This window comes from Microbacterium capsulatum (assembly GCF_030865425.1).
Taxonomy (GTDB): domain Bacteria; phylum Actinomycetota; class Actinomycetes; order Actinomycetales; family Microbacteriaceae; genus Microbacterium; species Microbacterium capsulatum.
Genome location: NZ_JAVFCB010000002.1, coordinates 275,776 through 298,031, shown reverse-complemented (window position 1 = coordinate 298,031; position 22,256 = coordinate 275,776). Strand labels below are relative to the sequence as shown.

General features: G+C 71.0%; 20 protein-coding genes. 6 read left to right on the top strand and 14 right to left on the bottom strand.

What is annotated here, in order from left to right:
- Positions 1 to 98 precede the first annotated feature (98 nt).
- The 7 genes from RBR11_RS04300 to RBR11_RS04270 all read right to left on the bottom strand — a co-directional run bounded on the left by RBR11_RS04300 (position 99) and on the right by RBR11_RS04270 (position 7,660).
- Positions 99 to 1,169 carry an NAD(P)-binding domain-containing protein gene (locus RBR11_RS04300; RefSeq protein WP_308488070.1) on the bottom strand — a complete coding sequence of 357 codons (1,071 nt, stop codon included), beginning with the start codon at positions 1,167 to 1,169 and terminating at the stop codon, positions 99 to 101.
- A gap of 142 nt (positions 1,170 to 1,311) precedes the next feature.
- A complete protein-coding gene (locus tag RBR11_RS04295) occupies positions 1,312 to 2,142 on the bottom strand; it encodes an ATP-binding cassette domain-containing protein (RefSeq protein ID WP_308488069.1) in 831 nt (276 codons plus the stop codon).
- Positions 2,139 to 2,990 carry an ABC transporter ATP-binding protein gene (locus tag RBR11_RS04290; RefSeq protein ID WP_308488068.1) on the bottom strand — a complete coding sequence of 284 codons (852 nt, stop codon included), beginning with the start codon at positions 2,988 to 2,990 and terminating at the stop codon, positions 2,139 to 2,141. Before RBR11_RS04290 ends, RBR11_RS04295 begins: the two co-directional genes overlap by 4 nt.
- On the bottom strand, positions 2,990 to 3,877 hold the full coding sequence (locus RBR11_RS04285; protein ID WP_308488067.1) for an ABC transporter permease: 888 nt from the start codon (positions 3,875 to 3,877) through the stop codon (positions 2,990 to 2,992). Before RBR11_RS04285 ends, RBR11_RS04290 begins: the two co-directional genes overlap by 1 nt.
- Positions 3,874 to 4,824, bottom strand: a complete 951-nt coding sequence (locus tag RBR11_RS04280; protein ID WP_308488066.1) for an ABC transporter permease — start codon at positions 4,822 to 4,824, stop codon at positions 3,874 to 3,876. Before RBR11_RS04280 ends, RBR11_RS04285 begins: the two co-directional genes overlap by 4 nt.
- Before the next feature lie 4 nt (positions 4,825 to 4,828).
- A complete protein-coding gene (locus RBR11_RS04275) occupies positions 4,829 to 6,472 on the bottom strand; it encodes an ABC transporter substrate-binding protein (protein WP_308488065.1) in 1,644 nt (547 codons plus the stop codon).
- A gap of 111 nt (positions 6,473 to 6,583) precedes the next feature.
- Positions 6,584 to 7,660, bottom strand: a complete 1,077-nt coding sequence (locus tag RBR11_RS04270; protein WP_308488064.1) for an amidohydrolase family protein — start codon at positions 7,658 to 7,660, stop codon at positions 6,584 to 6,586.
- Positions 7,661 to 7,772: 112 nt separating this feature from the next.
- On the opposite strand from RBR11_RS04270, the gene RBR11_RS04265 reads away from it, so the two are divergent.
- Positions 7,773 to 8,450: a FadR/GntR family transcriptional regulator gene (locus tag RBR11_RS04265; RefSeq protein WP_308488063.1), complete on the top strand. Its 678-nt coding sequence runs from the start codon at positions 7,773 to 7,775 to the stop codon at positions 8,448 to 8,450.
- A gap of 79 nt (positions 8,451 to 8,529) precedes the next feature.
- Here RBR11_RS04265 and RBR11_RS04260 read toward each other — a convergent pair whose 3' ends face one another.
- The 3 genes from RBR11_RS04260 to RBR11_RS04250 form a co-directional block, all read right to left on the bottom strand.
- Positions 8,530 to 9,894: an NAD-dependent succinate-semialdehyde dehydrogenase gene (locus RBR11_RS04260; protein ID WP_308488062.1), complete on the bottom strand. Its 1,365-nt coding sequence runs from the start codon at positions 9,892 to 9,894 to the stop codon at positions 8,530 to 8,532.
- Positions 9,895 to 9,998: 104 nt separating this feature from the next.
- A complete protein-coding gene (locus RBR11_RS04255; RefSeq protein ID WP_308488061.1) occupies positions 9,999 to 10,733 on the bottom strand; it encodes a cache domain-containing protein in 735 nt (244 codons plus the stop codon).
- Complete coding sequence (locus tag RBR11_RS04250; RefSeq protein WP_308488060.1) at positions 10,717 to 11,529, bottom strand: GntR family transcriptional regulator; 813 nt, start codon at positions 11,527 to 11,529, stop codon at positions 10,717 to 10,719. The genes RBR11_RS04255 and RBR11_RS04250 overlap by 17 nt, the downstream gene beginning before the upstream one ends.
- Before the next feature lie 112 nt (positions 11,530 to 11,641).
- Here RBR11_RS04250 and RBR11_RS04245 point away from each other — a divergent pair, with 112 nt between their 5' ends.
- From RBR11_RS04245 to RBR11_RS04235, 3 genes are read left to right on the top strand one after another with little or no spacing between them, the layout of a single operon-like run.
- Entirely contained in the window at positions 11,642 to 12,799 is a 1,158-nt protein-coding gene (locus RBR11_RS04245; RefSeq protein WP_308488059.1) for a CaiB/BaiF CoA transferase family protein, read from the top strand.
- Complete coding sequence (locus tag RBR11_RS04240; RefSeq protein ID WP_308488058.1) at positions 12,796 to 13,986, top strand: acyl-CoA dehydrogenase family protein; 1,191 nt, start codon at positions 12,796 to 12,798, stop codon at positions 13,984 to 13,986. The genes RBR11_RS04245 and RBR11_RS04240 overlap by 4 nt, the downstream gene beginning before the upstream one ends.
- Positions 13,986 to 15,464, top strand: coding sequence for an aldehyde dehydrogenase (NADP(+)) (locus tag RBR11_RS04235; protein WP_308488057.1), 1,479 nt, complete (start codon positions 13,986 to 13,988; stop codon positions 15,462 to 15,464). Before RBR11_RS04240 ends, RBR11_RS04235 begins: the two co-directional genes overlap by 1 nt.
- An 18-nt stretch (positions 15,465 to 15,482) precedes the next feature.
- On the opposite strand, the gene RBR11_RS04230 is transcribed toward RBR11_RS04235, so the two are convergent.
- Complete coding sequence (locus RBR11_RS04230) at positions 15,483 to 16,922, bottom strand: flavin monoamine oxidase family protein (RefSeq protein ID WP_308488056.1); 1,440 nt, start codon at positions 16,920 to 16,922, stop codon at positions 15,483 to 15,485.
- 210 nt (positions 16,923 to 17,132) lie between these two features.
- On the opposite strand from RBR11_RS04230, the gene RBR11_RS04225 reads away from it, so the two are divergent.
- Positions 17,133 to 17,840, top strand: a complete 708-nt coding sequence (locus tag RBR11_RS04225) for a TetR/AcrR family transcriptional regulator (protein WP_308488055.1) — start codon at positions 17,133 to 17,135, stop codon at positions 17,838 to 17,840.
- Between the two features lie 144 nt (positions 17,841 to 17,984).
- Positions 17,985 to 18,740, top strand: a complete 756-nt coding sequence (locus RBR11_RS04220; protein WP_308488054.1) for a Pr6Pr family membrane protein — start codon at positions 17,985 to 17,987, stop codon at positions 18,738 to 18,740.
- Between the two features lie 30 nt (positions 18,741 to 18,770).
- On the opposite strand, the gene RBR11_RS04215 is transcribed toward RBR11_RS04220, so the two are convergent.
- The 3 genes from RBR11_RS04215 to RBR11_RS04205 all read right to left on the bottom strand — a co-directional run bounded on the left by RBR11_RS04215 (position 18,771) and on the right by RBR11_RS04205 (position 22,224).
- A complete protein-coding gene (locus tag RBR11_RS04215) occupies positions 18,771 to 19,472 on the bottom strand; it encodes a hypothetical protein (protein WP_308488053.1) in 702 nt (233 codons plus the stop codon).
- Positions 19,473 to 19,582: 110 nt separating this feature from the next.
- Positions 19,583 to 20,965 carry an MFS transporter gene (locus tag RBR11_RS04210; RefSeq protein ID WP_308488052.1) on the bottom strand — a complete coding sequence of 461 codons (1,383 nt, stop codon included), beginning with the start codon at positions 20,963 to 20,965 and terminating at the stop codon, positions 19,583 to 19,585.
- Positions 20,966 to 21,099: 134 nt separating this feature from the next.
- Complete coding sequence (locus tag RBR11_RS04205) at positions 21,100 to 22,224, bottom strand: PucR family transcriptional regulator (RefSeq protein ID WP_308488051.1); 1,125 nt, start codon at positions 22,222 to 22,224, stop codon at positions 21,100 to 21,102.
- Positions 22,225 to 22,256: the final 32 nt, after the last annotated feature.

Below are 22,256 nucleotides of genomic sequence, written 5' to 3'. Positions count from 1 at the left end.
GGGCGCGTTACCGCACGTCGACCGTGCGTGACGCGCCCCGAAACGGCCGCACGCGCCCCAAAACGTCCGAGGACCGACCGGGCCGCTCGACGCCGGCCTCAGCCCACCGTCACCGGCGCGGGATGCTGCACGAGGTACTGGCGGACACCGCGCGCCGCGGTGCGGCCGGCGCGGTTGGCGCCGATCGTGCTCGCCGAGGGACCGTATCCGACGAGCTGGATCCGCGGATCCTTCACCGCCGTCGTCCCCCGGCCGTTCCGGTCCAGCTGGATCCCGCCGAGCTCGCTGCGCAGGTGCAGCGGGGCGAGGTGTCCGATCGCGGGCCGGAACCCGGTGGCCCAGAGGATCGCGTCGACGGGTTCGGAGGAGCCGTCCGCCCAGCGCACGCCGTCGGGCTCGATCCGCTGGAACATCTCCCGGCGGGCGTCGTACGCCCCGAGCCGAGCCGCCTCCTGCTCCTGCGCGCGCAATGCGAGCCCGGTCACGCTGACCACGCTCTGCGGCGCGAGCCCCCGCGCGACGCGCTGCTCGACGAGTGCGACCGCCGCGGCGCCGGCCTCGGGTGTGAAGTCGTCCGTGCGCCACACGGGCTCCCGGCGGGTGACCCACAGGGTGTCCGTGATCGGCGCGAGCGCGCCGAGGAACTGCACGGCCGACGCTCCCCCGCCGACGACGAGCACGCGCTGGCCGCGGAAGTGCTCCGGGCCCGGGTAGTCGACGGTGTGGAGCTGCTCGCCGACGAAGGTCTCCATGCCGGGGTAGTGCGGGATGAACGGCTGCGTCCAGGTGCCGGTCGCGTTGACCAGCGTCCTGCTCCGCCAGACCCGGTCGCCGGCGTGCACGGCGAGGATCCCGTCCTCCTCCGTCACCCGGTCGACGCGCACGGGACGGATCACCGGAAGGTCGTGCTCGCGCTCGTACGCGGCGAAGTAGGCCGGGATGACCTGGTTGGCGCGCTCGGTGGTGTGCGCGGGAGGCTCGTCGCCCGGGAGCTCGGCGACCCGGTGCACGTCCCGCATGGTCAGCGCGTCCCAGCGGTGCTGCCAGGCCCCGCCCGGCGCGTCGTCCCCGTCCAGCACGACGTGCCGCACGCCCAGGCGGCGCAGGTGGTACGACGCCGAGAGGCCGGCCTGGCCGGCGCCGATCACGATGCTGTCGAGGATGTCCACGCCCGGATGCAACGTCCGCGCGGCCCCGGCTGTTCCCCGAGGGGGGGCCTTCACGGCGCCGATCCGGACGGCTCGAAGCCGACGGTGAGCAGCGTCCTCATGGGCGCGACCCCGGCAGAGCCGCGCCCATGAGCACGCCCGGTCACGACGCGAGCCGCTCCCGGCGCATCGGCTTCCACCCCGGGCGGGGCACCGCTGCGCGCAGTGCGCGCGTGTACGGCTGCACCGGGTCGGCGAGGATCTCCGCCGTGACGCCCTGGTCGACGACGACGCCCTGCTCCATCACGATCATGCGGTCGGAGATCTGGTTGACCACGGCCAGGTCGTGCGAGATGAACAGGTAGCTGACCTTCCGCTCCGCCTTGATGTCGGCGAGCAGGTTCAGGATCTGCGCCTGGATCGAGACGTCGAGCGCGGCGACCGCCTCGTCGAGCACGATCACGCCCGGATCCGCGGCGAGCGCCCGCGCGATGGCGACGCGCTGCCGCTGCCCGCCGGAGAGCTGGTGGGGGAACTTCGTCCAGAAGGACTCCCCCAGCCCGACGCTCGAGAGGATGTCCTGCGCGGCGGACCGCGGCGTGCCCGCCTTGGCCGTTCCGTGCAGCGCCACCGAGGAGGCGATGATCTCGACGATCCGCTGGCGGCCGTTGAGCGACGAGTACGGGTCCTGGAACACGTACTGCACCTCCCTGGCCCAGCGCCGGCGATCGGCGAGGCGTCGCACGCCCTTGGTGCGGGGCTCCCCGCGCACCGCGAGCTCGCCTCCGGTGACGGACTCCAGCCCCACGAGCATGCGGGCGACCGTGGTCTTGCCGGACCCGGACTCCCCCACGATCGCCAGGCACTCGTCCGGGTACAGCTCGAACGAGACGTCGTCGACGGCGACGATCGGCCCGCCCTTCGAGCCGCGCGGAGCCGGGAAGACCTTGCGGAGGTTCTGCGCGACGATGATCGGTTCTGCGACGGCGCTCATGCGTGTGCCTTCAGCTGCTCGTGGATCTCTCGGTTGTAGGCGAGGACGGGGAGCCGGTCCACCCGCTCCTCGATGCTCGGGCGGGCGCCCAGCAGCTCGATCGTGTACGGGTGCTGCGGATGGTCGTAGACATCCGGCCCCTGCTCCACGATCTCACCGGCGTACATCACGGCGAGTCGGTCGCAGCAGGCTGCGGCGAGCTCCAGGTCGTGCGTGATGAACAGCAGGGCGAGGCCGCGCGCCTTGCGCTGCTCCTCCAGGATCGCCATCACGTCCGACTGCGCCGTGACGTCCAGGGCCGTGGTCGGCTCGTCCGCGAGGATGAGCCGCGGCTCGGCGAGCAGAACGCTCGCGATCATGACGCGCTGCAGCAGGCCGCCGGACAGCTCGTGCGGGTACTGCCGCAGACGAGCCTCGGCGTTGCGCACGCCGACCTCGTCCAACAGCACGACCGCGCGACGCTCGGCGTCCTTGCGGTCCACGCCCCTGTCGCGCACGAGGGCCTCCGTGAGGAAGTCGCCGACCGTGTGCACCGGGTTCACGTGCGCACGGGGATCCTGGAAGATCATCCCGACGTCCGTCTGCCGGTAGCGGCGGAGCGCGGCGGAGGACATGTCCAGCACCGACGTCCCGTCGAACTCGATCGTCCCGGAGACCCGGAACGCGGGATCCAGCATGCGGGTCACCGCGCGCGTGGTGAGCGACTTGCCCGATCCGGATTCGCCGACGAGGCCGAGGGCCTCGCCCTCGCCGATCTCGAAGGAGACGCCGTTGAGCAGGGTCTGCCGGCTGCGGCGCAGCTGCAGCGTGGCCTTGACGTCGTCGAGCCGAAGAAGCGGTTTCGCCATCACATGCTCCTTGCGTTCGAGATGAGGCGGTCGCCGATCACGGTGACGCACCAGACGATCAGGACGATGAGCGCGCCCGCGGCGATCGCCTCGCCCGGGTACCCGCGCAGCGTCGAGTCGAAGCCGCTCTTGACCATCAGACCGAGGTCCGCGGTCGGCGGCTGCACGCCGAGTCCGAGGAAGGAGACCGCAGCCAGATCGATCACCGCGAAGCCGAGGGACGAGACCGCCTGGGCGATCACGATCGGCTGCACGTTGCGCAGGATCTGCGTGGTCGTGATCCCGAACCCGGAGTGCCCCTGCAGCCAGGCTGCGGACACGTACGGCAGGTTCCGCTCGCGCAGGGCCGCGCCGCGCACCACGCGCGCCACGTACGGCACGTACGCGACCGCGAGGCCGCAGACCACGGTGAACAGGCTCGGACCCCAGATCGCGACGGCGATGAGGCCGAACACGATCCCGGGCACGGCGAACAGGATGTCCAGCACCCACACGATCACCGCGTCCACGCGGCCGCCGCTCCATGCGGCCACGAGCGCCAGCACGGTGCCGACGATCGTGGAGAGCAGGATCACGAGTCCCGGACCGGCCAGCGTCACCTGAGCGCCGAACATCAGCCGGGACAGGATGTCGCGGCCGAGCGCGTCTGCGCCGAGCAGGTGGTCGACGCCGGGGCCGGCGAGCGCGGAGAGCAGATCCGGTGCGTTCGGGTCCGCGGGTGCCAGCCACGGGGCGAGCACGGCGGCGAGCACGATGATCGTCAGCACCACGACCGCGATCGAGCCGATCACGCCGAGGCGGTCCCAGGCCCGGCGCAGCAGGGTGTCCCCCCGGCGCAGCGAGGCGTCCTTCGCGACCGCGATGGTCGTCGTCGTTCCGGCACTCATCGCTTGCTCCCCAGGGTGATGCGCGGATCGATGAACGTGTACAGCACGTCGACGATCGCGTTGACGACCACGAAAGCCACGACCAGTACCAGGACGACGGCCTGCACGACCGCGAAGTCGCGCTGCAGGATCGCCTTGACCAGCAGCGATCCCAGCCCGTCCAGGGCGAACACGTTCTCCACGACCACGGCGCCCGCGATGAGGGTCGCGATCGTGAGCCCGAGCACGGTCGTGATCGGGATGAGCGCGTTGCGCAGCACGTGCCGGCGGACGATGACGCCCTTGGCGAGGCCGCGGACGGTGGCCGTCTGCACGTGCTCGCGCACGCTCTCCTCGTTCACCGCTGCGCGCGTGATGCGGGCGAGGTAGGCCGCGCTCGCGACGCTCAGCGCGACCGCGGGCAGGAACAGGTGCCAGAGCGTGTCGAGCCCGCCGGAGCCCACGCCGAAGGTGGGGAACCAGCCGAGGCCGACCGCGAACAGGCTGATCAGCGCGACGCCGATCACGAACACCGGGGTGGACAGGCCGATCGCGGACAGGGTCGAGACGACCTGATCCACCCAGCCGCCGCGCAGGGCGGCGATGGTGCCGGCGATGATGCCGACGACCGCGATGATGACCGCGGCGAGGGCGACGAGCGCAGTCGTCGTCCCCGCACGCGATGCCAGCAGATCCGCCACGGGCTGGCGGTACACGATCGAGCGACCGAGGTCGCCGTGCAGCACATCGCCCAGCCAGGCGATGTAGCGCACGACGAACGGGTCGTTCAGGTGGTACTGCGCAGTGACGGCCGCGATCTGCGCGGCGCTGCCGCCGCGCGGACCGAGGATGAAGGCGAGGGGGCTGCCCGGAGCCAGGTACAGCAACCCGAACACGAGGAACGAGGTCACGAGCAGTACCAGGAGCAGCCCCCCGATGCGCCTCAGAAGATAGGACGCGAAGGACATTCGACTACTTCGTCCCGCCGATCGTGACCGCCCACGGTGCGTACAGGTAGGCGAACGACGGCACGGCGCCGGAGATCCGCTTGTTCTGGATCAGCGTGGTCGGCTCGTAGGCCAGCGGGATCCACGGCAGGCCCTTGGTGACCTTCTGCTCGATGTCCGTGACGATCGGAGCGCGCTTCGCCTCGTCGGTCGTCTGCAGCGCCTTGGCGATCTCGCTGTCCGCACCGTTCCAGTCGATGTAGTCGTGGGAGTTGCCGGTCTGGAAGAAGCTGTACACGTTCAGCGGGTCGGCGAAGTCCGAGTAGTTCGTGGTGAAGAACCCGTCCAGGCCGACGCGCGCCGTCTTGTCGAAGTACAGGTTGCCGAACTGCTCGACCGGGATGACCTTGGTCTGCACGTTCAGGCCGATCGCCTGGCCTGCGGCCTGGATGACGCTGGCCGTCTGCTCGTGGACCGCGGAGCTGCCCTGGACCGCGAGGACGATCGGGGTCTTGGGCGAACCCGCCTCCTCGACGAGCTTCTTCGCCTTCGCGAGGTCGGCCGAGACGCCGTAGTTCTTGTAGGCCTTCGCGAAGACGTCCTTCCCGTAACCCCACATCGCAGGGTTGGCGAGCGTCGGGGCCGGGATGGCGGCACCCTGGAAGACGACCTTGGTGAGAGCCGTGCGGTCGATCGCGAGCGAGAGCGCCTGACGGATCTTCTCGTCGCCGAGCGCGCCGCCCTTGTTGATCGCGGCCAGCGTCCAGAACACGAAGGACTTCCCGAACGTGGTCGTGACGCTGCTGCTCTTCTGCAGCTGGGACAGGCCCGCGGGCGGCAGGTAGAAGAACTGACCGTCGACGTCACCGGTGCGCAGGGCGTTGACGGCGGTCGACTCGTCCGCGATGAAGCTGAAGCTGATCTGCTTCACCATCGGCTTGACCTTCGAGTCCCAGTACGCGTCGTTGCGCGAGATCGTGAGGCTCTTGCCCGAGTCCCACTTGTCGAGCTTGTAGGGGCCGGTGCACTGGAGGTCGCCCTTCGGCGTGCCGAACGCCTGTCCTCCGGCCACCGCAGCCGCCTTCTCGACGATCGCGCCGGCGGCCGAGCCCATCGCCTGCGTGAACAGCACGTCCGGCTGCGAGAGCTTCACGGTGACCTGCAGGGGTCCGGTGACCTCGGCCGAGGCGACGTTCTTGAAGTAGTCGGACCAGTAGCTCTTGGTGTCGGCGCCGATCTGGCGCTGCAGCGAGTAGGCGACGTCGTCAGCGGTGAGCGGCTTGCCGTCCCAGAACTTCACGCCGTCGCGGATGGTGTAGACCACCGTCGTGTCGTTCGGCTGGTCGACCTTGGTGGCCAGCCCCTGCTCGGTCGAGAGGTCCGGCTTCATCTTCACCAGGCTCTCGCAGAGGTTGGCGTCGACCGTGTTCTCCGCGTAGTTCCAGGTGAAGATCGGATCGATCGAGGACGGCTCGTACGGCAGGTTCCACTTCACCAGGTCCACGGGCGCGGTGCCCGCCGTCGTGGTGGTGGCGAGCTTGTTGAGGTCGAGCGAGAGTGCGGAAGGGCCGGATGTCTGCCCCTTGGTCGAACCACTGCATCCGGCCAGAGCCAGTGCGGCGACCGTCACGAGGGCGGCGGCACCGAGTGCTGTCTTGCGAAGTACCACGAGAAACTCCTGTGTTTTCGGGTTGTGAGCGGGTGATGAGTGCTGGGGGATGCGTCATCGCTCATGGCCGTACCCGGGTGGCACGGCTGCGTGATGGGAGGTGGGGGATGCTCAGAGCACCTGTCCGTGCCTGAGGACACGGACGGGCGAGGGACGGTCGACCACGAGCTGTGCGATGGTCGGGCTGTCGAACTCGAGGCGGGTGGCGCTCGTGGCGTCCACCTCGAGGGTCAGATCCGGGATGCCGAGCATGCGGCCGCCTTCGGTGGAGGCGATCCGGTAGCAGCGGTCGAGGTCCGCGTCGGTGATGGCGCCGGTGCGGTAGCCGAGGAGGTGCGCGCGGTCGACCATGCTGCCGGTGCCGAACGGGCTCCAGCTGTCACGGACGCCGTCGGAGCCGGCGGCGAGCTGCACGCCGTGCGAGGCGAACAGGTCGAGGTCGGGGACGGGGTCGGGCCCGAGGGCGCAGGTGGTGATCCACAGTCCGGCGGCGGCGACCTCGTCGAGGGTCGCGCGCAGCGAGGGCAGGGATCCGTCGCAGAGGGCGAAGGCGTGGCTGACGGTGACCCGCCCCTGCATGCCGGCGGCGCGGGTGCGGGCGGCGATCTCACGGATCTGCGCCAGCCCGTCCTCCCCGCCGTCGTGCAGGTGGATGTCGAGGTCGCGGCCGGATCGCTCGGAGAGGCCGAAGACGGCGTCGAGGTGCCCGGCGACGTCGCTCTCGACGCCGAGCGGGTCGATGCCGCCGACGATGTCGGCGCCGTTCTGCAGGGACGCCGCCATCAGGTCCAGCGTGCCGGGGTTCGTGAGCAGGCCGAACTGCGGGAAGCACACGATCTGCACGGTGAGGCCGGGGCCGATGCGCTCGGCGGCGGCGCGCACCCCCTCGACGTGGGCCAGGCCGATCTCGGTGCTGACGTCGACGTGCGCGCGCATGCCGAGCGTGCCGTTGCGCAGGGCGTTCGACATCAGCGCGAAGGCGCGGTCCTCGACGCTCGCCCCGTACTCGTCGAGCGCCAGGATGTTGTTCCGGATCAGGTCGTCGAGCGTCACCGCCGGACGGCGCACCATCCAGCGGTCGCCCCAGCTCGTCTTGTCGGGGTGGATGTGGGCGTCGACGAGCCCTGCGGCGGCGAGCATGCCTTCGGCGGTCGCGGGGCGAGCGGTGCGCGGGTGCACATCGGTCATGTCGGGTCCTGCTCCTCGTCCGGCTTCTTCGCCTGCGGGGTTGATCTTCGGTCAGACATCAGATGGTATGACGTTTGATCACCCTACTCATAACCTGACCGAAAATGGAACCATGGAACCAATTCGACGCCGCTCCCTGGTCGACACCGTCGTCGACCGCCTGCAGTCCGAGATCGTCTCGGGGATCTGGGACGTCGGGAGCCGCATCCCCGCGGAAGCGGCCCTCGTCGCCCAGCTCGGCGTCAGCCGACCCTCGGTCCGCGAGGGCGTGCGTGCGCTCGTGCAGCTCGGCCTGCTGGAGACCCGCCCCGGGGACGGCACCTACGTCATCGCGAGCGATCCGACCGAGGTCGCCCTGCGCCGCACGCTGCGGGACGCGGATGCGCGAGAGGTCATGCGGGTGCGGCGTGCGCTCGACGCGCTGGCGGCGGGCGAGGCCGCGGAGAACCGCACGGCCGCGGATCTGCGAGCCATCGAGGCCGCCTTGCGCGCCCGCCGTGAAGCGGCCGGCCGGAACGATGCCGCGGCGTTCACGGATCACGACGTCGCCTTCCACCTCGGCGTGGTGGCGGCATCCCACAACAGCCTGCTCGCGGGCATCTACGCGAGCTTCGACTCCTCGCTGCACAACGCCGTCTCCGGCAACGCTCAGGGCTCGATGACGGCCGTCGGCACGAGCGCCGACCGGCACGAGGAGCTGTTCGCGGCGATCCGCGACCAGAGGGCCGATGTCGCGCAGGCGGCGGCGCTGGGTGTCGTGGAGCTCTCGGAGAGGCTGATGAAGGCCTGAACCGGGCGTCCTCCGGGCGCCCGCATCACGCACAGGACGGTGAGACGCCCGGGCGGATCCCCGGGCGCTCCCCCGCCCGTCAGCCGATGCGGATCATCTTCTTGTTCACGAACTCGTCGGCGCCGAACCGGCCGAGCTCGCGGCCGGAGCCGCTGCGCTTGATCCCGCCGAACGGCAGCTCGGCGCCGTCGGCCGCGACGACGTTGACGAAGACCATGCCGGCATCGATCCCGTCCGCGACGCGCAGCGCCTGCTCGGGGTCGGTGGTGAACACGTACGATCCCAGCCCGAAGGGCGTGTCGTTGGCGAGAGCGACGGCGGCGTCCTCGTCGGCCACCCGGAACACCTGGGCGACCGGCCCGAAGAACTCCTCGTGGAAGGCGTCACTGCCGGGGACCACGTCCGTCAGGATCGTCGCCGGGTAGTAGTTGCCGCGCCGCGCGCCGCCGGAGTGCAGGGTCGCCCCCTGCGCCACCGCGCGATCGACCTGCTCGGCGAGGATCTCCGCAGCGCGAGCCGACGAGAGCGGACCGAGCGCGGTGCCCTCCTGAGCCGGATCGCCCTCGGCGACGGCGTCCATCGCCGCCGTGAACCGATCCAGGAACGGCTGGTAGAGCTCCTCCACCACGATGAAGCGCTTGGCGGCGTTGCACGCCTGCCCGTTGTTGTCGACGCGGGCGAGCACGGCCGCGTCGACCGTGGCGTCCAGGTCGTCGGTGGAGAGCAGGATGAACGGGTCGGATCCGCCGAGCTCGAGGACGACCTTCTTCAGGTGGCGTCCCGCGATCTCCGCGACCTTCGCACCGGCGCGCTCGGAGCCGGTGAGCGAGACTCCCTGCACGCGCGGGTCGGCGATCACGGTCTCGATCTGCTCGTGCGAGGCGTAGACGTTGACGTAAGCGCCCTGCGGGAACCCGGCGTCCCGGAAGATCGTCTCGATCGCGGCGGCCGACTCGGGGCACTGCTCGGCGTGCTTGAGCAGGATCGGGTTGCCGATCACGAGGTTGGGGCCGGCGAACCGCGCGACCTGGTAGTACGGGAAGTTCCACGGCATGATGCCCAGCAGCACCCCGAGCGACGAGCGCCGCACGAACGCGGTCCCTTCCCCGGCCAGCAGATCGATCGTCTCGTCGGCCAGGAGCGTCTCGGCGTTGTCGGCGTAGTACGCGTAGATCGCGCTGGCGAACTCGACCTCGCCCACGGCCTGCTCGATCGGCTTGCCCATCTCCCGGACGATGATCTCGCCCAGCTCCTGCGCCCGCTCCGCGTGCAGCTCGGCGACGCGCCGCATCAGCGCGGCACGCTCGGCCACCGTGGACGACCTGCTCCACGTGCGATGCGCGTTCTCCCCGTCGGCGATCGCCTGTCGCAGGGCGTCGTCGCCGATGGTCTCGTACGTCCGCTCGATCACGCCGGTCGTCGGGTTGGTCACTGCATACGTCATGGTGCTCCTTTGATCCATGCGGGGTTCTCGACGCGATGCGCTCGATCCGCGCACCCGCCCGAGAAAAGAATCTACACCGGATGATTAAGGCGACGACGCGGGCGTCAGGAACGCGCGGACGCCGGCCTCGGATCCGCGACGACGAGGAACGGCGTGTTCCGGCATTCCCGAGCGGATGCCGGATCCCACTGCGCACGCGACCCCGGCACGACATCCGATGCCGTGGAGAGCACGACGCGCCCTCCGGCGCCGACCAGCGCCAGCGGAGTCGCGGACGCCGCGAACCCCGGCAGCAACTCGCGCTCGAGCGTGGTCACGGCGATGTCGGCCCCGACGACGCCGGCGACGTCTCCGCCGTCCGTCCCGCCCGCGGAGAGCGGCATGGTCACGGTGACGATGCAGTCGCAGGTGCAGAGGTGGTCCACGTACGGGCCTGTGACATGGGCGCGCCGCGTGGTCACGGGCACCCGATACCACTCCCGGTCACGGAAGTCGCGCAGGTACTCGACGTACCCGCGGGCGGACAGGTCCAGCGGCGCGGGCTCCGTCGTGGCACGGAGCGCGGGATTCGTGCTCAGCGCGCCCAGCCACCAGGCGAAGTGCATCCCGCCCCCGCTCTCGGAGGCGTCGTCGGCGATCGCTCCCGCGCCGATCAGGAGCGGATCCGCGCGGGCCAGCTCCGGCACCACCAGGGACTCGATGCACGCGTCGAGCTCGGACCGGCGATCCCCGCCGGCCGCCAGCACCGGTTCGGCGGACGCCCGCCAGTCCTGCAGGGTCCGGACGACGCCGCCGAAGAGGTCGTCGACAAGCACCGCCGCCTCAGCGCGCGGATCCATCGGCCACCCTCCCCGGGATCGTCGCCGGCACGGATGCGATCGCATCGGCCAGGCCGTCGCGCGCGACCGCGATGCGCTGCGCCAGCACGCGCTGCAGCAGGACGTCCGCCAGCGCCCCCACCGCCGCACGGGCGGCGCGCGGATGGCGTCGCTGCAGGGCGCGCAGGATCCGCCGGTCGGCCGCGCCGACCTCGGCGCGCGTGGCCTGATCCTCCAGCCCGGCCAGCAGCACCGAGCCCGACTCCGCCTGGAGCCGGATCTGCTCGCGCACGAGCCGCGGCGACTGGCTGAGCACGGCCAGCTCCAGGTGGAAGCCGCCCTGGTTCATGCGCGCGGTCGTGGCCGTCGAGTAGTCGGCGGCGTCCAGCCAGCGCGCCACCCGGGCTACTTCATCCTCGGTGGCGCGCTCGGCGGCGGCCACGGCCGCGGCCGACGCGAGAGCCTCGAAGAAGAGCGCCAGGTCCGCGAGCTCCATCGGGCTCAGCCGGCGCACCCGTGCGGCGAGCAGGTCGTCCTGGTCGAGCCCCGGGCCGACGACGAAGCTTCCGCCCCCGCGCCCGCGGCGGGTCTCCAGCACGCCGGCGGCACGGAGGATGCCGAGCGCCTCGCGGACCGTGATCAGCGCCACCCCGAACCGGCGCACGAGCTCGGGCTCGCTCGGCAGCCGCTCCCCCGCCTCCAGCACGCCGAGGGCGATGCCGTCGGCGAGGCGCTGCGCCACCTGCTCGGCGCGGCCGGCATCGGCGAGCTGGGCGAACACCGCCGCGCGCACTCCCGGTCCGAGGTTCGAGGCCATGCCCTCACGATAGCCGAGCGGAAGGGCGGCCCTGCGTTTGAGAGGCAAGAAAGATTCGATATAGGATCAATTTGCTGCACGCGCGGCACCCGACATGCGAAGGCGGATGAGGATGACGGATTCGGCGCACTCCGGACGACAGGGAGTCCTCGACGGCGTGCGCGTCGCGGACTTCTCCCGCGTGCTGGCCGGCCCCTACGCCACGATGACGCTGGCCGACTTCGGCGCGGACGTCCTGAAGATCGAGCCGCCGCTCGGCGACGACACGCGGCACTGGCTCCCCCCGGTCGACGCGCGAGGGATGGCGACGTACTTCGGCAGCGTGAACCGCAACAAGCGCTCCATCGTCCTCGATCTCACCGATGCCGCCGACCGGGAGCGGGCGCAGCGGCTCGCCGCATCCGCCGACGTCGTCGTCGAGAACTTCCGCCCGGGGGTGATGGCGCGCTTCGGGCTGGACTACGAGACCATTCGGGCGGGCAACCCGGCCGTCGTGTACTGCTCGATCACCGGCTTCGGCAGCGGTGCCGGAGCGACCCTCGCCGGCTACGACCTGCTCGTGCAGGCCGCCGGCGGTCTGATGTCGATCACCGGAGCCCCGGACGGCCCCGCGGCCAAGGCGGGCGTCGCCCTCGTCGACGTGCTCTGCGGGCAGAACGCCGTGGCCGGGATCCTGCTCGCCCTGCGGGAGCGCGACCGCACCGGCCTCGGGCAGCGCATCGAGGTCGACCTGCTGCACAGCCTGCTGTCGGCGCTGACCAACCAGGCCGCCTCCACGCTCGCCACCGGCACGGCCCCGCGGCGCCTCGGCAACGAGCATCCGTCCATCGCCCCGTACGCACTGTTCCGCGCCGCCGACCGCGACCTCGTCATCGCGGTCGGCAACGACAAGCAGTTCCGCGCCCTGGCCACGGCGCTCGACCGGCCCGAGCTCGCGACCGATCCGCGCTTCGCGACGAACGCCGACCGGGTCGCCCACCGCGACGAGCTCACGGCGCTGCTCGAGAGCCGGCTCGCCGCGGCCCCCGCGGCCGATTGGATCGCGCGGCTCAGCGCCGCCGGCATCCCCGCAGGTCTCGTGAACGACATCGCCGAGGCCATCGCGTTCGCCGAGCGGCTCGGACTGGACCCGGTCGTCACGCTCGGCGCGTCGCGCACGATCGCGAACCCGATCGGCCTCGGCGTCACCCCTGCCGTCTACCGCACCGCACCCCCAGACCTGAACGACGCGCATCCCGCCGCCTGGCTCACCGGAGAGGAACTCCCATGACGCACGCCCCCCGCATCGACACCGTGTTCGACTTCGACGCACTGCTCAGCGACGAGGAGCGCGACTGGCAGCAGCGCGCACGGAGGTTCGCCCAGGAGCGCATCGTCCCGGTCATCGAGCAGGACTTCGAGGACGCGCATTTCCGCCGCGAACTCATCCCCGAGCTCGGGGCGCAGGGCTTCCTCGGCATGCACCTCAGCGGATACGGCTGCGCGGGCGCGGGCGCCGTCTCCTACGGGCTGGCCTGCCTGGAGCTGGAGGCGGCGGACAGCGGCTGGCGCACCTTCGTGTCGGTGCAGGGCTCGCTCGCGATGAGTGCGATCGCGAAGTACGGCTCCGAGGAGCAGAAGCAGCGGTGGCTGCCGCCCATGGCCGCGGGCGAGGCCGTCGGCTGCTTCGCGCTCACCGAGCCCCAGGGCGGGAGCGACCCTGCCGCGATGACCACCACCGCCCGGCGCGACGGGGACGGCTGGGTCATCGACGGGGCCAAACGCTGGATCGGGCTGGCGTCGCTCGCCGACGTCGCCGTCGTCTGGGCGCGCGTCGACGACCCCGCGTACGGCGAGGGCGGGCGGGCGGTCCGCGGATTCCTCGTGCCGACCGGCACCCCCGGCTTCACGGCCACGCCGATCGCCGGCAAGCTCTCGATGCGCGCGTCGGTCCAGTGCGACATCGCACTGGAGGGCGTGCGGCTGCCGGCCGACGCGATCCTTCCCGGTGCCGAAGGACTCTCCGGTCCGTTCGGCTGCCTGAACGAGGCGCGGTACGGGATCATCTGGGGCGCGATGGGCGCCGCCCGCAGCTGCCTGGAGGCGGCGCTGGAGCGCTCGACCTCGCGCGAGGTGTTCGGCAAGCCGATCGGGGCGAACCAGCTCACCCAGGCGAAGCTGGCCGACATGCTGCTCGAGGTCGAGAAGGGCATGCTCCTCGCGCTGCACCTCGGTCGGCTGAAGGAGCGCGGCGCGCTCACGGCGGCGCAGATCTCCGTCGGCAAGCTGAACAGCGTCCGCGAGGCGCTGGAGATCGCCCACCAGGCCCGCTCGATCCTCGCCGGGGACGGCATCACGAACGCGTTCCCGGTGATGCGGCACGCCGCCAACCTCGAGTCCGTGCGCACCTACGAGGGCACCGACGAGATCCACCAGCTCGTCATCGGTCGCGCGCTGACCGGGCTGAGCGCGTTCTGATGGGCGCGCCGACCGCCGTCGCCCCGACCGACCGGGCCGAGCTCGACGCCGTGGACCTGGCCGTCCGGGCCGCCGCGGCCTCCGGTCTCGACGGGTCCTCGCGCGCGGATCGGGCCGCCTGGCTCCGGGCACTGGCCGACGTCCTCGCCCGGCACGCCGACGAGCTGGTGGCGCTGGCCCATGCCGAGACGCACCTGAGCACCGCGCGCCTCGGCGGGGAGGTCGTGCGCACCGCCACCCAGCTGCGCTTCTTCGCCGACGTGATCACGGAGGGCTCGTACCTCGAGGCGACGCTGGACAGCCCTGATCCGGCGCTGATCCCGCCGCGACCGGACCTTCGGCGCATGCTGCGTCCGCTCGGGGTGGTCGCGGTCTTCGCCGCCTCGAACTTCCCGTTCGCGTTCTCGGTGCTCGGCAACGACACCGCGTCGGCTCTGGCCGCCGGATGCCCGGTCGTGGTCAAGGCGCACCCCGGCCACCCCGCCCTGTCCCGCCGGGTCGCCGAGCTCGCCCGCGAGGCGCTCCCCGCAGCCGGCGGTCCCGCCGACGCCCTCGTGCTCGTGGAGGGACTCGCCGCGGGCGCCGCGCTCGTGCAGCACCCTCTCGTCTCCGCCGTCGGGTTCACCGGATCGACCCGGGGCGGGCGCGCGCTGTTCGACCTCGCCTCCGCGCGGCCGGCGCCGATCCCCTTCTACGGTGAGCTCGGCTCGGTGAACCCGGTCGTGATCACGCCGAGCGCCGTCGAGGCCTCCGGCGCCGAGATCGCGCAGGGTCTGGCCGGCTCCTTCACGCGCGACGGCGGCCAGTACTGCACGAAGCCCGGGCTGGTGTTCGTGCCGCCGAGCGCCGCCTTCGATGAGGCGCTCGAGGATGCGACCGCCGGGTCCACGGGACAGCGGCTGCTGACGGGCGGGATCTCCGCCGCGTTCGACGCCGGAGCGGACGAGCTGGGCACCCGGGAGGGGGTGCAGGTCCTCGCGCGGGCCGGCGCGCTCGACGGGGAGGCCGCGCCCGTGGTCGCCACGATCGGCGTCGACGTCTTCCTCGCCGATCCCGTGCGCTTCCAGGAGGAGCACTTCGGCCCGCTCACCCTGCTCGTGCGGTACGACGACCCGGAGCGCCTCGAGGCCGCTCTCGCCGTCCTCGAGGGAAGCCTGACCGGTACCGTCTGGCATGCCCCGGACGACGACGACGCGTTCGTCGCCGCATCGACGGCAGCGCTGTCCCGGATCGCCGGACGCGTGCTGTTCAACGGCTGGCCGACCGGCGTCGCGATCGCGTGGGGGCAGCATCACGGCGGGCCGTGGCCGGCGTCCACGGCGTCGGTGCACACGTCCGTCGGCGCGACCGCGATCCGGCGCTTCCTGACTCCGCTGACCTTCCAGGACGCGCCGCAGAGCGTCCTGCCTGCAGAACTGCGCGACGGAAACCCGCTCTCCGTGCCTCGGCGCGAGGACGGAGAGCAGGTCGGCGGTTGACGGGGCCCGCCGAAGGGTTCACCCCTCGCCGGCGAGCCCGTCCGCGATCCGTGCCGCCGTGTCGGTGCCGATCCGCACACCGCCGTCGACGTGCATGTACCCGGCGCCCTGGATGTCGCTGCTCGCGAAGAACACCGGGCCGGTCGGCTGGTTCTGCTGGTGCCCCCACCGGCTGAGCCCGCCGAGGTCGTAGCTCGCGCCGTAGGCGCCGCGGGTCCACTGCTCGCTGCCCCAGTCGGACAGGTAGAAGGCGACGGGCTCGGTCGCCTCCGCGCCGAAGTAGGCGGCGAACGAGTCCAGGACGGCGGCGCGACGGTCCTCCTCCTCCAGGGCCCAGGCGCGGTCGGCGGCCTCACCGGCGATGAAGCCGACGATCGTGCCGCGGCTCTCGTGCGGGGAGCTGTTGTCGTAGACCTCGCAGACGAGCTCGTGCGAGGCGAACCCCGTCCCGCTGAGGCCGTGGTCGCGCCAGAACGGGCGCTCGTAGGCCGCCTGCGCCTTGATCACGAGCCCCATCGACACGTGCTGATGCGCCACCTGCTTCTCCCGCGGCAGCTCGGGGACGTGGTCGATCCGCGCGTACAGGTTCGGCGGAACCGCCACCACCGCGTACCGCGCCCGCACCTGCACGGTGTCGCTCACGGCGAGCACCTCCCCCGGGGCCCCGTCGTCCGTCGCGCTCCGATGCAGCGAGCGCACCGGAGCATTCAGGCGCACGACGTGCGCGCCGAGCTCGGCGGCGATCTGCTCGGAGACCGACTGCATGCCTCCCACGACCCGCTCGTCGAGCAGCAGGCCCTCGTCGATGAGGTTCTCGAAGTTCTCCGCCGACGCGATCATCAGCAGCGCCTGCAGCACCGAGAACGCGTGAGCGGGCTTGGTGAGCATGCCCGCGGCGATGTAGTGCTCGACGATGCGCCGCGCCTGGTCGTCGTCCGAGTGCGCGGCGAGCCAGCCGTCGAACGCGATCCGGTCGAGCTCCGCGGCGTCGGGGTGCTCCCACGGCGCGTCCACGTCCATCTGGGCGGCGAGCTCGTCGAGCTCGTCGACGAGGCGCCCGATCTCGGCGAGCGTGGCCGGGGCCACCGGGAAGTCGCCGACGAACTCGTGCCGCTCCCCGTCCGGCGTGACGTAGACGGAGTTCCCCTCGCGGTAGCGGGAGAAGGTCTCCTTGCCGAGCTCGGCGAGCAGCGCCTTGAGCGCCGACTGCTCCGCCGAGATCCACTGGCCGCCGATCTCGAAGAACGAGCCGTCGATCGTCTGCGACCAGGTGCGCCCGCCGACCCGGTCCCTGGCCTCGAGCACCGCCACGGAGTGCCTGGCCTGGACCAGACGACGCGCCGCGACGAGACCCGAGATCCCGGCGCCGATCACGACGACGTCCCGCTCGAGCGTCTCGACCCCGGGTCCGGCCGGTGTCTGCTCGACGGCACCGGGGGCAGGCTGAATCGCGGTCATGGTCTTCCTCTCACTCCGAGTCGCGGGCGCGACTGCGCACACCAGGTGGCCGGAGGACCGGACCGAATCGACGCTGATGGCTCCCTGGATGCTAGGCAGAGCGCGGCGCCCGAACCATGGATTTGCCGCTTGCGTACATTTACCACCCGGAATATCGTGTTGAAACGATCGTCGCCTCCCATCATCCGTACATTTTCGAGAAGGCTCTCCGTGCCCCCACCACGCGCATCCGCACTGGGCGTCCCGCCGCCCGTCCGCCGCGCACCGGGACGTCCCCGGGAGCAGATCCTGAACCGTGACCTGATCGCCGATGCGGCGTTCGCCCAGATCCGCACGTCGGGTCTGCGCGGACTCACGATGCGCGCACTCGCGCGCCGCCTGGCCGTCACGCCGAGCGCGCTGTACAACCACGTCGCCTCGCGGGACGCGGTCCTCGCCCTGCTGCAGGAACGGTTCGCGGCCACGCTCGACACGACGGGCTTCGGGATCCTGCCGCTGCGCGACGCGCTCTCGAAGTGGGCGTGGAGCTACCTGGAGCGTCTCCGCGAACGGCCCGAGCTCGTCCCGCTGATCGTCGCGGTCCCCCTGGCGCACACGCCGTATACGACGCTGATGTATCAGCGTGTCGTGACGGGTTTCTCCGCGGCGGGGTGGCCCGACGAGAGCATCATCGCCGCGATGAGCGTCCTGGAGACGTACATCTTCGGCGCCGTGGCCGACTCGGAGTCCCCCGACGACGTGTACCGCCCGAAGGATCCGGAGCGCTCCCCTCTGCTCGCCCGCACGACCGCCGCGTTCGCCGCGACGGTGGCGGAGAGGGGCCGGCGTCCGCGCGACCTGCTGTTCGAGATCGGCCTGGAGGCGCTCCTCACCGGGATGCACCACCGTTGGGGATCGAGCGGGCGCACACGGGCGTGAGCGATGCGGAAGGAGGGCGGATCCCGCACCTGATCCGAGGATCGGTCGCACGAAGTCCCTGCTTTCGCGCGGGTGATGCACGAGAGTGTGTGTAGCCGAGGTCGAGCGGATCGACGGCCATCCGGGCGGAAGAAGGAACCTGCCATGAATCAGTCGTCGTGGAGGATTCTGCGGATCATCGCGTCCTGCCTCGCCATCACCGGCGTCATCACGGGCGGGGTCGTGAACATCGCGCGAGGGGTTCGGATGTCGCAGGACATGGTGCTCGTCGTGGAGAACTACTTCAGCTTCTTCACGATCGTGAGCACGATCGCGACGATCGTCACCTTCCTGATCGCCGCACGGCGGAACGGGCCCCTCGCGACAGCGGACGGCGTCGAGTCCGCGCCGCTGGCGATCGCGCTCGCCACCACGAGCACGGCGATGATCATCCTCGGCGTCGTCTACAACGCGCTGCTGCGCAGCCTCCCGCTCGATCTCGCCACGCCCGACCCGTGGTGGGTCACCTTCCTCGACCGCTGGTCCCTCGAGGTGCTGCACGTCGCACTGCTCGCCTACGTCGTCGTCGACGTGCTGTTCGCGCCGCGGAGGCGCCGGCTGGGCTGGCTCTCCCTGGTGGCGATCGTCGGCATCCCGCTGCTCTGGGCCGCCTACACGATGATCCGCGGGCCGCTCGTTCCCGCGCCGGACGCGTCAACGCCCTACTGGTACCCCTACTTCTTCCTCGACCCGAACGGGCCGGGCGGCTACGCGACGCCGATGATGTACATCGGCGCGATCGCGGCGGCGTTCCTCATCCTCGGCGGCGTGATGATCCTGCTCACGCACCGTCGCGGGTGGGTACGGCGCGCAGCGCCGGCGGCGCCGTCGGCCGACACGACGCCGCAACCCCGGGCCTGACCGGCACCGCCGGTGGCGCAGGAATCCGATTCAGTCGCCTCTCCGCTCCGCTGGGCGTAGCGCGATCCCGCCGATCGCGAAGATGCCGCGCTGCGGGATGGCGAAGTCGCCGACGGCGGCCTGAACAGGCAGCGGATGCGGGACGCCCGCATCCGCGCCGTCGATCAGCGCATGAGAGTCCGCGACGCGCCACACCCTTTGCGGACTCGCATCGAACTCGCCCCCGCTCGGCGTGCGTCCCAGGAGGCCCACCGTGCCGACGCCCATGGCTGCGGTCGCCATCGTCTGCATGGCGGTGAGCGTCGCCCGCGAGTGCCACATCCGGTCCGGCAGATTCCCGGCGACGACGCTCATCGCCCGGGTGACAGGGGTGGCGGCGAGGCGCACCGTCCAGTCGACCTCCACGCTGCGCACCTGCAGGGTCCAGTCATCGAGCCACGCGATGTCGATCTGCGCAGGGATCGGAGTGTCACTGCTCGTCGCGAACCAGCGCGAGCAGGCCACAGTACTGTCCGTGGATTCGTAGAAGCGCCAACGACCGTCGGGAGTGCGATGCCAGATCGATGTGAACGGGATCCCTGCGGACGACGCCGTCCAACGGCGCAGCGCAAGCACGTGCCCGCTGCCGAACGGCACGCCCATGACTCCGTACCCGGTGGCCCAGAGGTCTTCGTCGTCACGCTGCTCGGGTTCGGACTCCCGCAGCCGTGCCCACTCCCGTGGAGTGCCCATGTGACCAGGATAGAACTCGCCGACGTCGCGGCAGTTCTCGAGTCCTGACGTCGCGCAGACGGCGTCGACTCCCGTCCGGCTCCGGGAGCGGGGCCGGACGGGAGGGTTTGTCACAGAGTGGGGATCGGCCGGGTTCCGACCTCGCTCTGCACATCGACGAGTTCGGTGCGGGCGGTCTCCTTGCTCATGAGCAGTCCGATGAGCGAGAGGACTGCGACGAGGATCAGGAAGAACGCCGGCGAGCTCGGGTTGCCGGTCTTGGAGATGAGCCAGGTGCCGATGTAGGGGGCGACACCGCCGAACAGGAGGGCGCCGACGTTGAACGGCAGGGCGAATCCGAGGTAGCGCGATCGGGTGCCGAACATCTCAGTGAAGAAGGAGGGGAAGACGGCGTCGTTCATGGCGAAGAAGATGAGCGAGACGATGAGCACGGCGGTGGCGAGTACGACGCCGCCGGCGGCGAACAGCGACATGATCGGGTAGGACAGGACGATGAACGCGATGCTCGAGATCAGCAGCGTCCGCTTGCGGCCGATCCGATCGGAGAAGATCGCGGCGATCGGGATCAGGGCGAGGTAGACGACGAGCGCGATCGTGACCACGAGGTTCGAGTCGGCTTCGCTCATGTGCGCCTGCTCGATGAGGAACGTCGGCGTGTAGCTGAGCAGCAGGTAGTAGGCGCCGGCGTTCAGGGCCATGACGAGCAGCATCCTGATCATCGCGGGGATGCTGCGGATGGCCTCGGCCCGGCGGGTGTGGCGCGACATCGCGGCGCGAGCGCGGGCATCGAGGTCGCGCCGCTCCTTCTCGAGCTCCTGCACGTGCCGGAACTGCGGGGTGTCCTCGAGCCGGTTCCGCAGCCACAGCCCGAGAAGGCCGATCGGACCGGCGATGAGGAACGGGATCCGCCAGCCCCACGACTGGATGAACGCCGTCGACATCGTGGCATAGAAGACCGTGGCCATCAGGGACGCGACGAGGAACCCCGCCGCGGATGCGACCGTGACGACGCTCGTCAGCAGACCGCGCCGCCGCGCGGGCGCGTACTCCGCGATGAAGGTCCCCGCTCCCGCGTACTCGCCGGAGGCGGAGAAGCTCTGCGTCATCCGCAGCAGGAGCAGCAGGATGGGCGCCGCGACCCCGATGACCGTGTAGGCGGGGATGAAGCCGATGAGGAACGTGGATCCGGACATGATGATGATCGTCGTCGCGAGGATCGCCTTCCGTCCCACCCGGTCTCCGAGCGACCCCCAGACGAGGGCGCCGATCGGGCGCACGAGGAAGGAGAGCGCGAAGACGGCGAAGGTGCTGAGCAGGGCGACGGTGCGGTCCTCGCTGGGGAAGAACACCATGGCGATGGTGGTGGCGAAGTAGCTGTAGCTCGCGTAGTCGAAGTACTCGAGCAGCGTTCCGAGCCCACCGGCGATCAGGACCCGGCGCAGCACCGCCCGATTCTGCTGCTCGGTGGAGAAGGGGGGTGCGGTTGTGGACATCGGGTGCTCCTCATCGAGTGTGCCTCTTCAGTCGGGACGCTGAAGGGTTCGATGCACATGCTCCCAACAAGGCTCCCGATCAAGAATGGCCACAGAGTCCAAAGTCAGCAACCCAAGTTATACGTAGCGTCCATTCAGTCGCGCTCTTGGACGCCGCGCGCCTTGAGGGCGAGCCAGAGCTCGGTCTGCGCGTCGATGCCGTCGAGGTCATGGCCCGTCAGCTGCACGATCCGTTGCAGACGGTTGCGGACGGTGTGCCGGTGCACGCCCATCCGCTCCGCCGCCGCGTCGACCGAGCGTCGTTCGACGAACCAGGTGCTGAGGGTGCGCAGGAGCGTCTCGCCGCCGCGGACGGACTCGATCGACGAGAGTGTCGCATCGGCGAACGCCTCGAGATACTCGGGCGGTGCGACGCGGATCAAGAACTCGTGAGCTGCGCCGTCGAGGTACTCGATCGGAGTGCCGAGCCTACGGCTGGTATCCAGGGCGAGGTGCGCCTGCCGCATGCTCCGCGCAGCATGTTGCGGCGCGTACGCGGTGCCGAGGCCGAGGGGGACGGTCAACCCGTAGTCCGCGAGGACGCTGCGCGGGTCGGAGCCGACGAGGCACTCCACCATGCGCTCGTGCTGGCGGATGAGCGGCGTGCCGAGCATCGCCACGAGATCGTCGATGAGCACCTCTGCGTGCGTCTCGTTCCGGGCTTCGATGACGAGCCCGCGCAGTTCGGTGAAGTCGACGCCGATGCTCCGCAGAAGGGCGCGGGTGCCGCCGCCGTCGCTCGACGAGAGCACGCGGCTCAGATGCGTGGCGCGCAGCCGCCGGGCCGGTTCGTCCAGATACCAGTAGCGCTCGTACTCGAGCGCGAGCATCGAGCTCATCGTCGGGGCGGCGAGCTCCGAGGAGCGCCCGCCGGTCGGCACCCGGGCGAGGAAGCCGCGGATGACATCGTTGCCGGCGAACGGGGTGATCTCCAGGCTCGGATCGCTCAGAGTCAGCACCTCGCCGATCCGCGGTGCTCTCGCGGTGGCGAGCACGGCGGCGACCCGGTCGAGCAGTTCCACCGAGAAGCCGTCGCTGCGGCCGACGGGCCTCCCGAGGCGGTGGAAAGCGGCGATGGCCTCCCCGGTGCGGGCCTGCCAGCCGTGCAGCAGCTGATCGATCCCGCCGCCGCGCGCCACGATCGAGGTGAGGGCGACCTGGAGTTCCAGTGATTGCACGAGTGTCGAGGTGCCGTCGTCGGGCGGCGAGTCCGTGGTCATGCCGGCGAGCGTACCAACGAGCAGGCCAGGAA

Excerpts from the sequence above, each read along its gene's own strand:
- RBR11_RS04235 (WP_308488057.1), top strand. The coding sequence starts at position 13,986 with ATGGGCGCGCCGACCGCCGTCGCCCCGACCGACCGGGCCGAGCTCGAC.
- RBR11_RS04245 (WP_308488059.1), top strand. The coding sequence starts at position 11,642 with ATGACGGATTCGGCGCACTCCGGACGACAGGGAGTCCTCGACGGCGTG.
- RBR11_RS04270 (WP_308488064.1), bottom strand. The coding sequence starts at position 7,660 with ATGACCGATGTGCACCCGCGCACCGCTCGCCCCGCGACCGCCGAAGGC.
- RBR11_RS04255 (WP_308488061.1), bottom strand. The coding sequence starts at position 10,733 with ATGGATCCGCGCGCTGAGGCGGCGGTGCTTGTCGACGACCTCTTCGGC.
- RBR11_RS04265 (WP_308488063.1), top strand. The coding sequence starts at position 7,773 with ATGGAACCAATTCGACGCCGCTCCCTGGTCGACACCGTCGTCGACCGC.
- RBR11_RS04295 (WP_308488069.1), bottom strand. The coding sequence starts at position 2,142 with ATGAGCGCCGTCGCAGAACCGATCATCGTCGCGCAGAACCTCCGCAAG.
- RBR11_RS04205 (WP_308488051.1), bottom strand. The coding sequence starts at position 22,224 with ATGACCACGGACTCGCCGCCCGACGACGGCACCTCGACACTCGTGCAA.
- RBR11_RS04230 (WP_308488056.1), bottom strand. The coding sequence starts at position 16,922 with ATGACCGCGATTCAGCCTGCCCCCGGTGCCGTCGAGCAGACACCGGCC.
- RBR11_RS04210 (WP_308488052.1), bottom strand. The coding sequence starts at position 20,965 with ATGTCCACAACCGCACCCCCCTTCTCCACCGAGCAGCAGAATCGGGCG.
- RBR11_RS04290 (WP_308488068.1), bottom strand. The coding sequence starts at position 2,990 with ATGGCGAAACCGCTTCTTCGGCTCGACGACGTCAAGGCCACGCTGCAG.
- RBR11_RS04220 (WP_308488054.1), top strand. The coding sequence starts at position 17,985 with ATGAATCAGTCGTCGTGGAGGATTCTGCGGATCATCGCGTCCTGCCTC.
- RBR11_RS04285 (WP_308488067.1), bottom strand. The coding sequence starts at position 3,877 with ATGAGTGCCGGAACGACGACGACCATCGCGGTCGCGAAGGACGCCTCG.
- RBR11_RS04240 (WP_308488058.1), top strand. The coding sequence starts at position 12,796 with ATGACGCACGCCCCCCGCATCGACACCGTGTTCGACTTCGACGCACTG.
- RBR11_RS04280 (WP_308488066.1), bottom strand. The coding sequence starts at position 4,824 with ATGTCCTTCGCGTCCTATCTTCTGAGGCGCATCGGGGGGCTGCTCCTG.
- RBR11_RS04260 (WP_308488062.1), bottom strand. The coding sequence starts at position 9,894 with ATGACGTATGCAGTGACCAACCCGACGACCGGCGTGATCGAGCGGACG.
- RBR11_RS04250 (WP_308488060.1), bottom strand. The coding sequence starts at position 11,529 with ATGGCCTCGAACCTCGGACCGGGAGTGCGCGCGGCGGTGTTCGCCCAG.
- RBR11_RS04215 (WP_308488053.1), bottom strand. The coding sequence starts at position 19,472 with ATGGGCACTCCACGGGAGTGGGCACGGCTGCGGGAGTCCGAACCCGAG.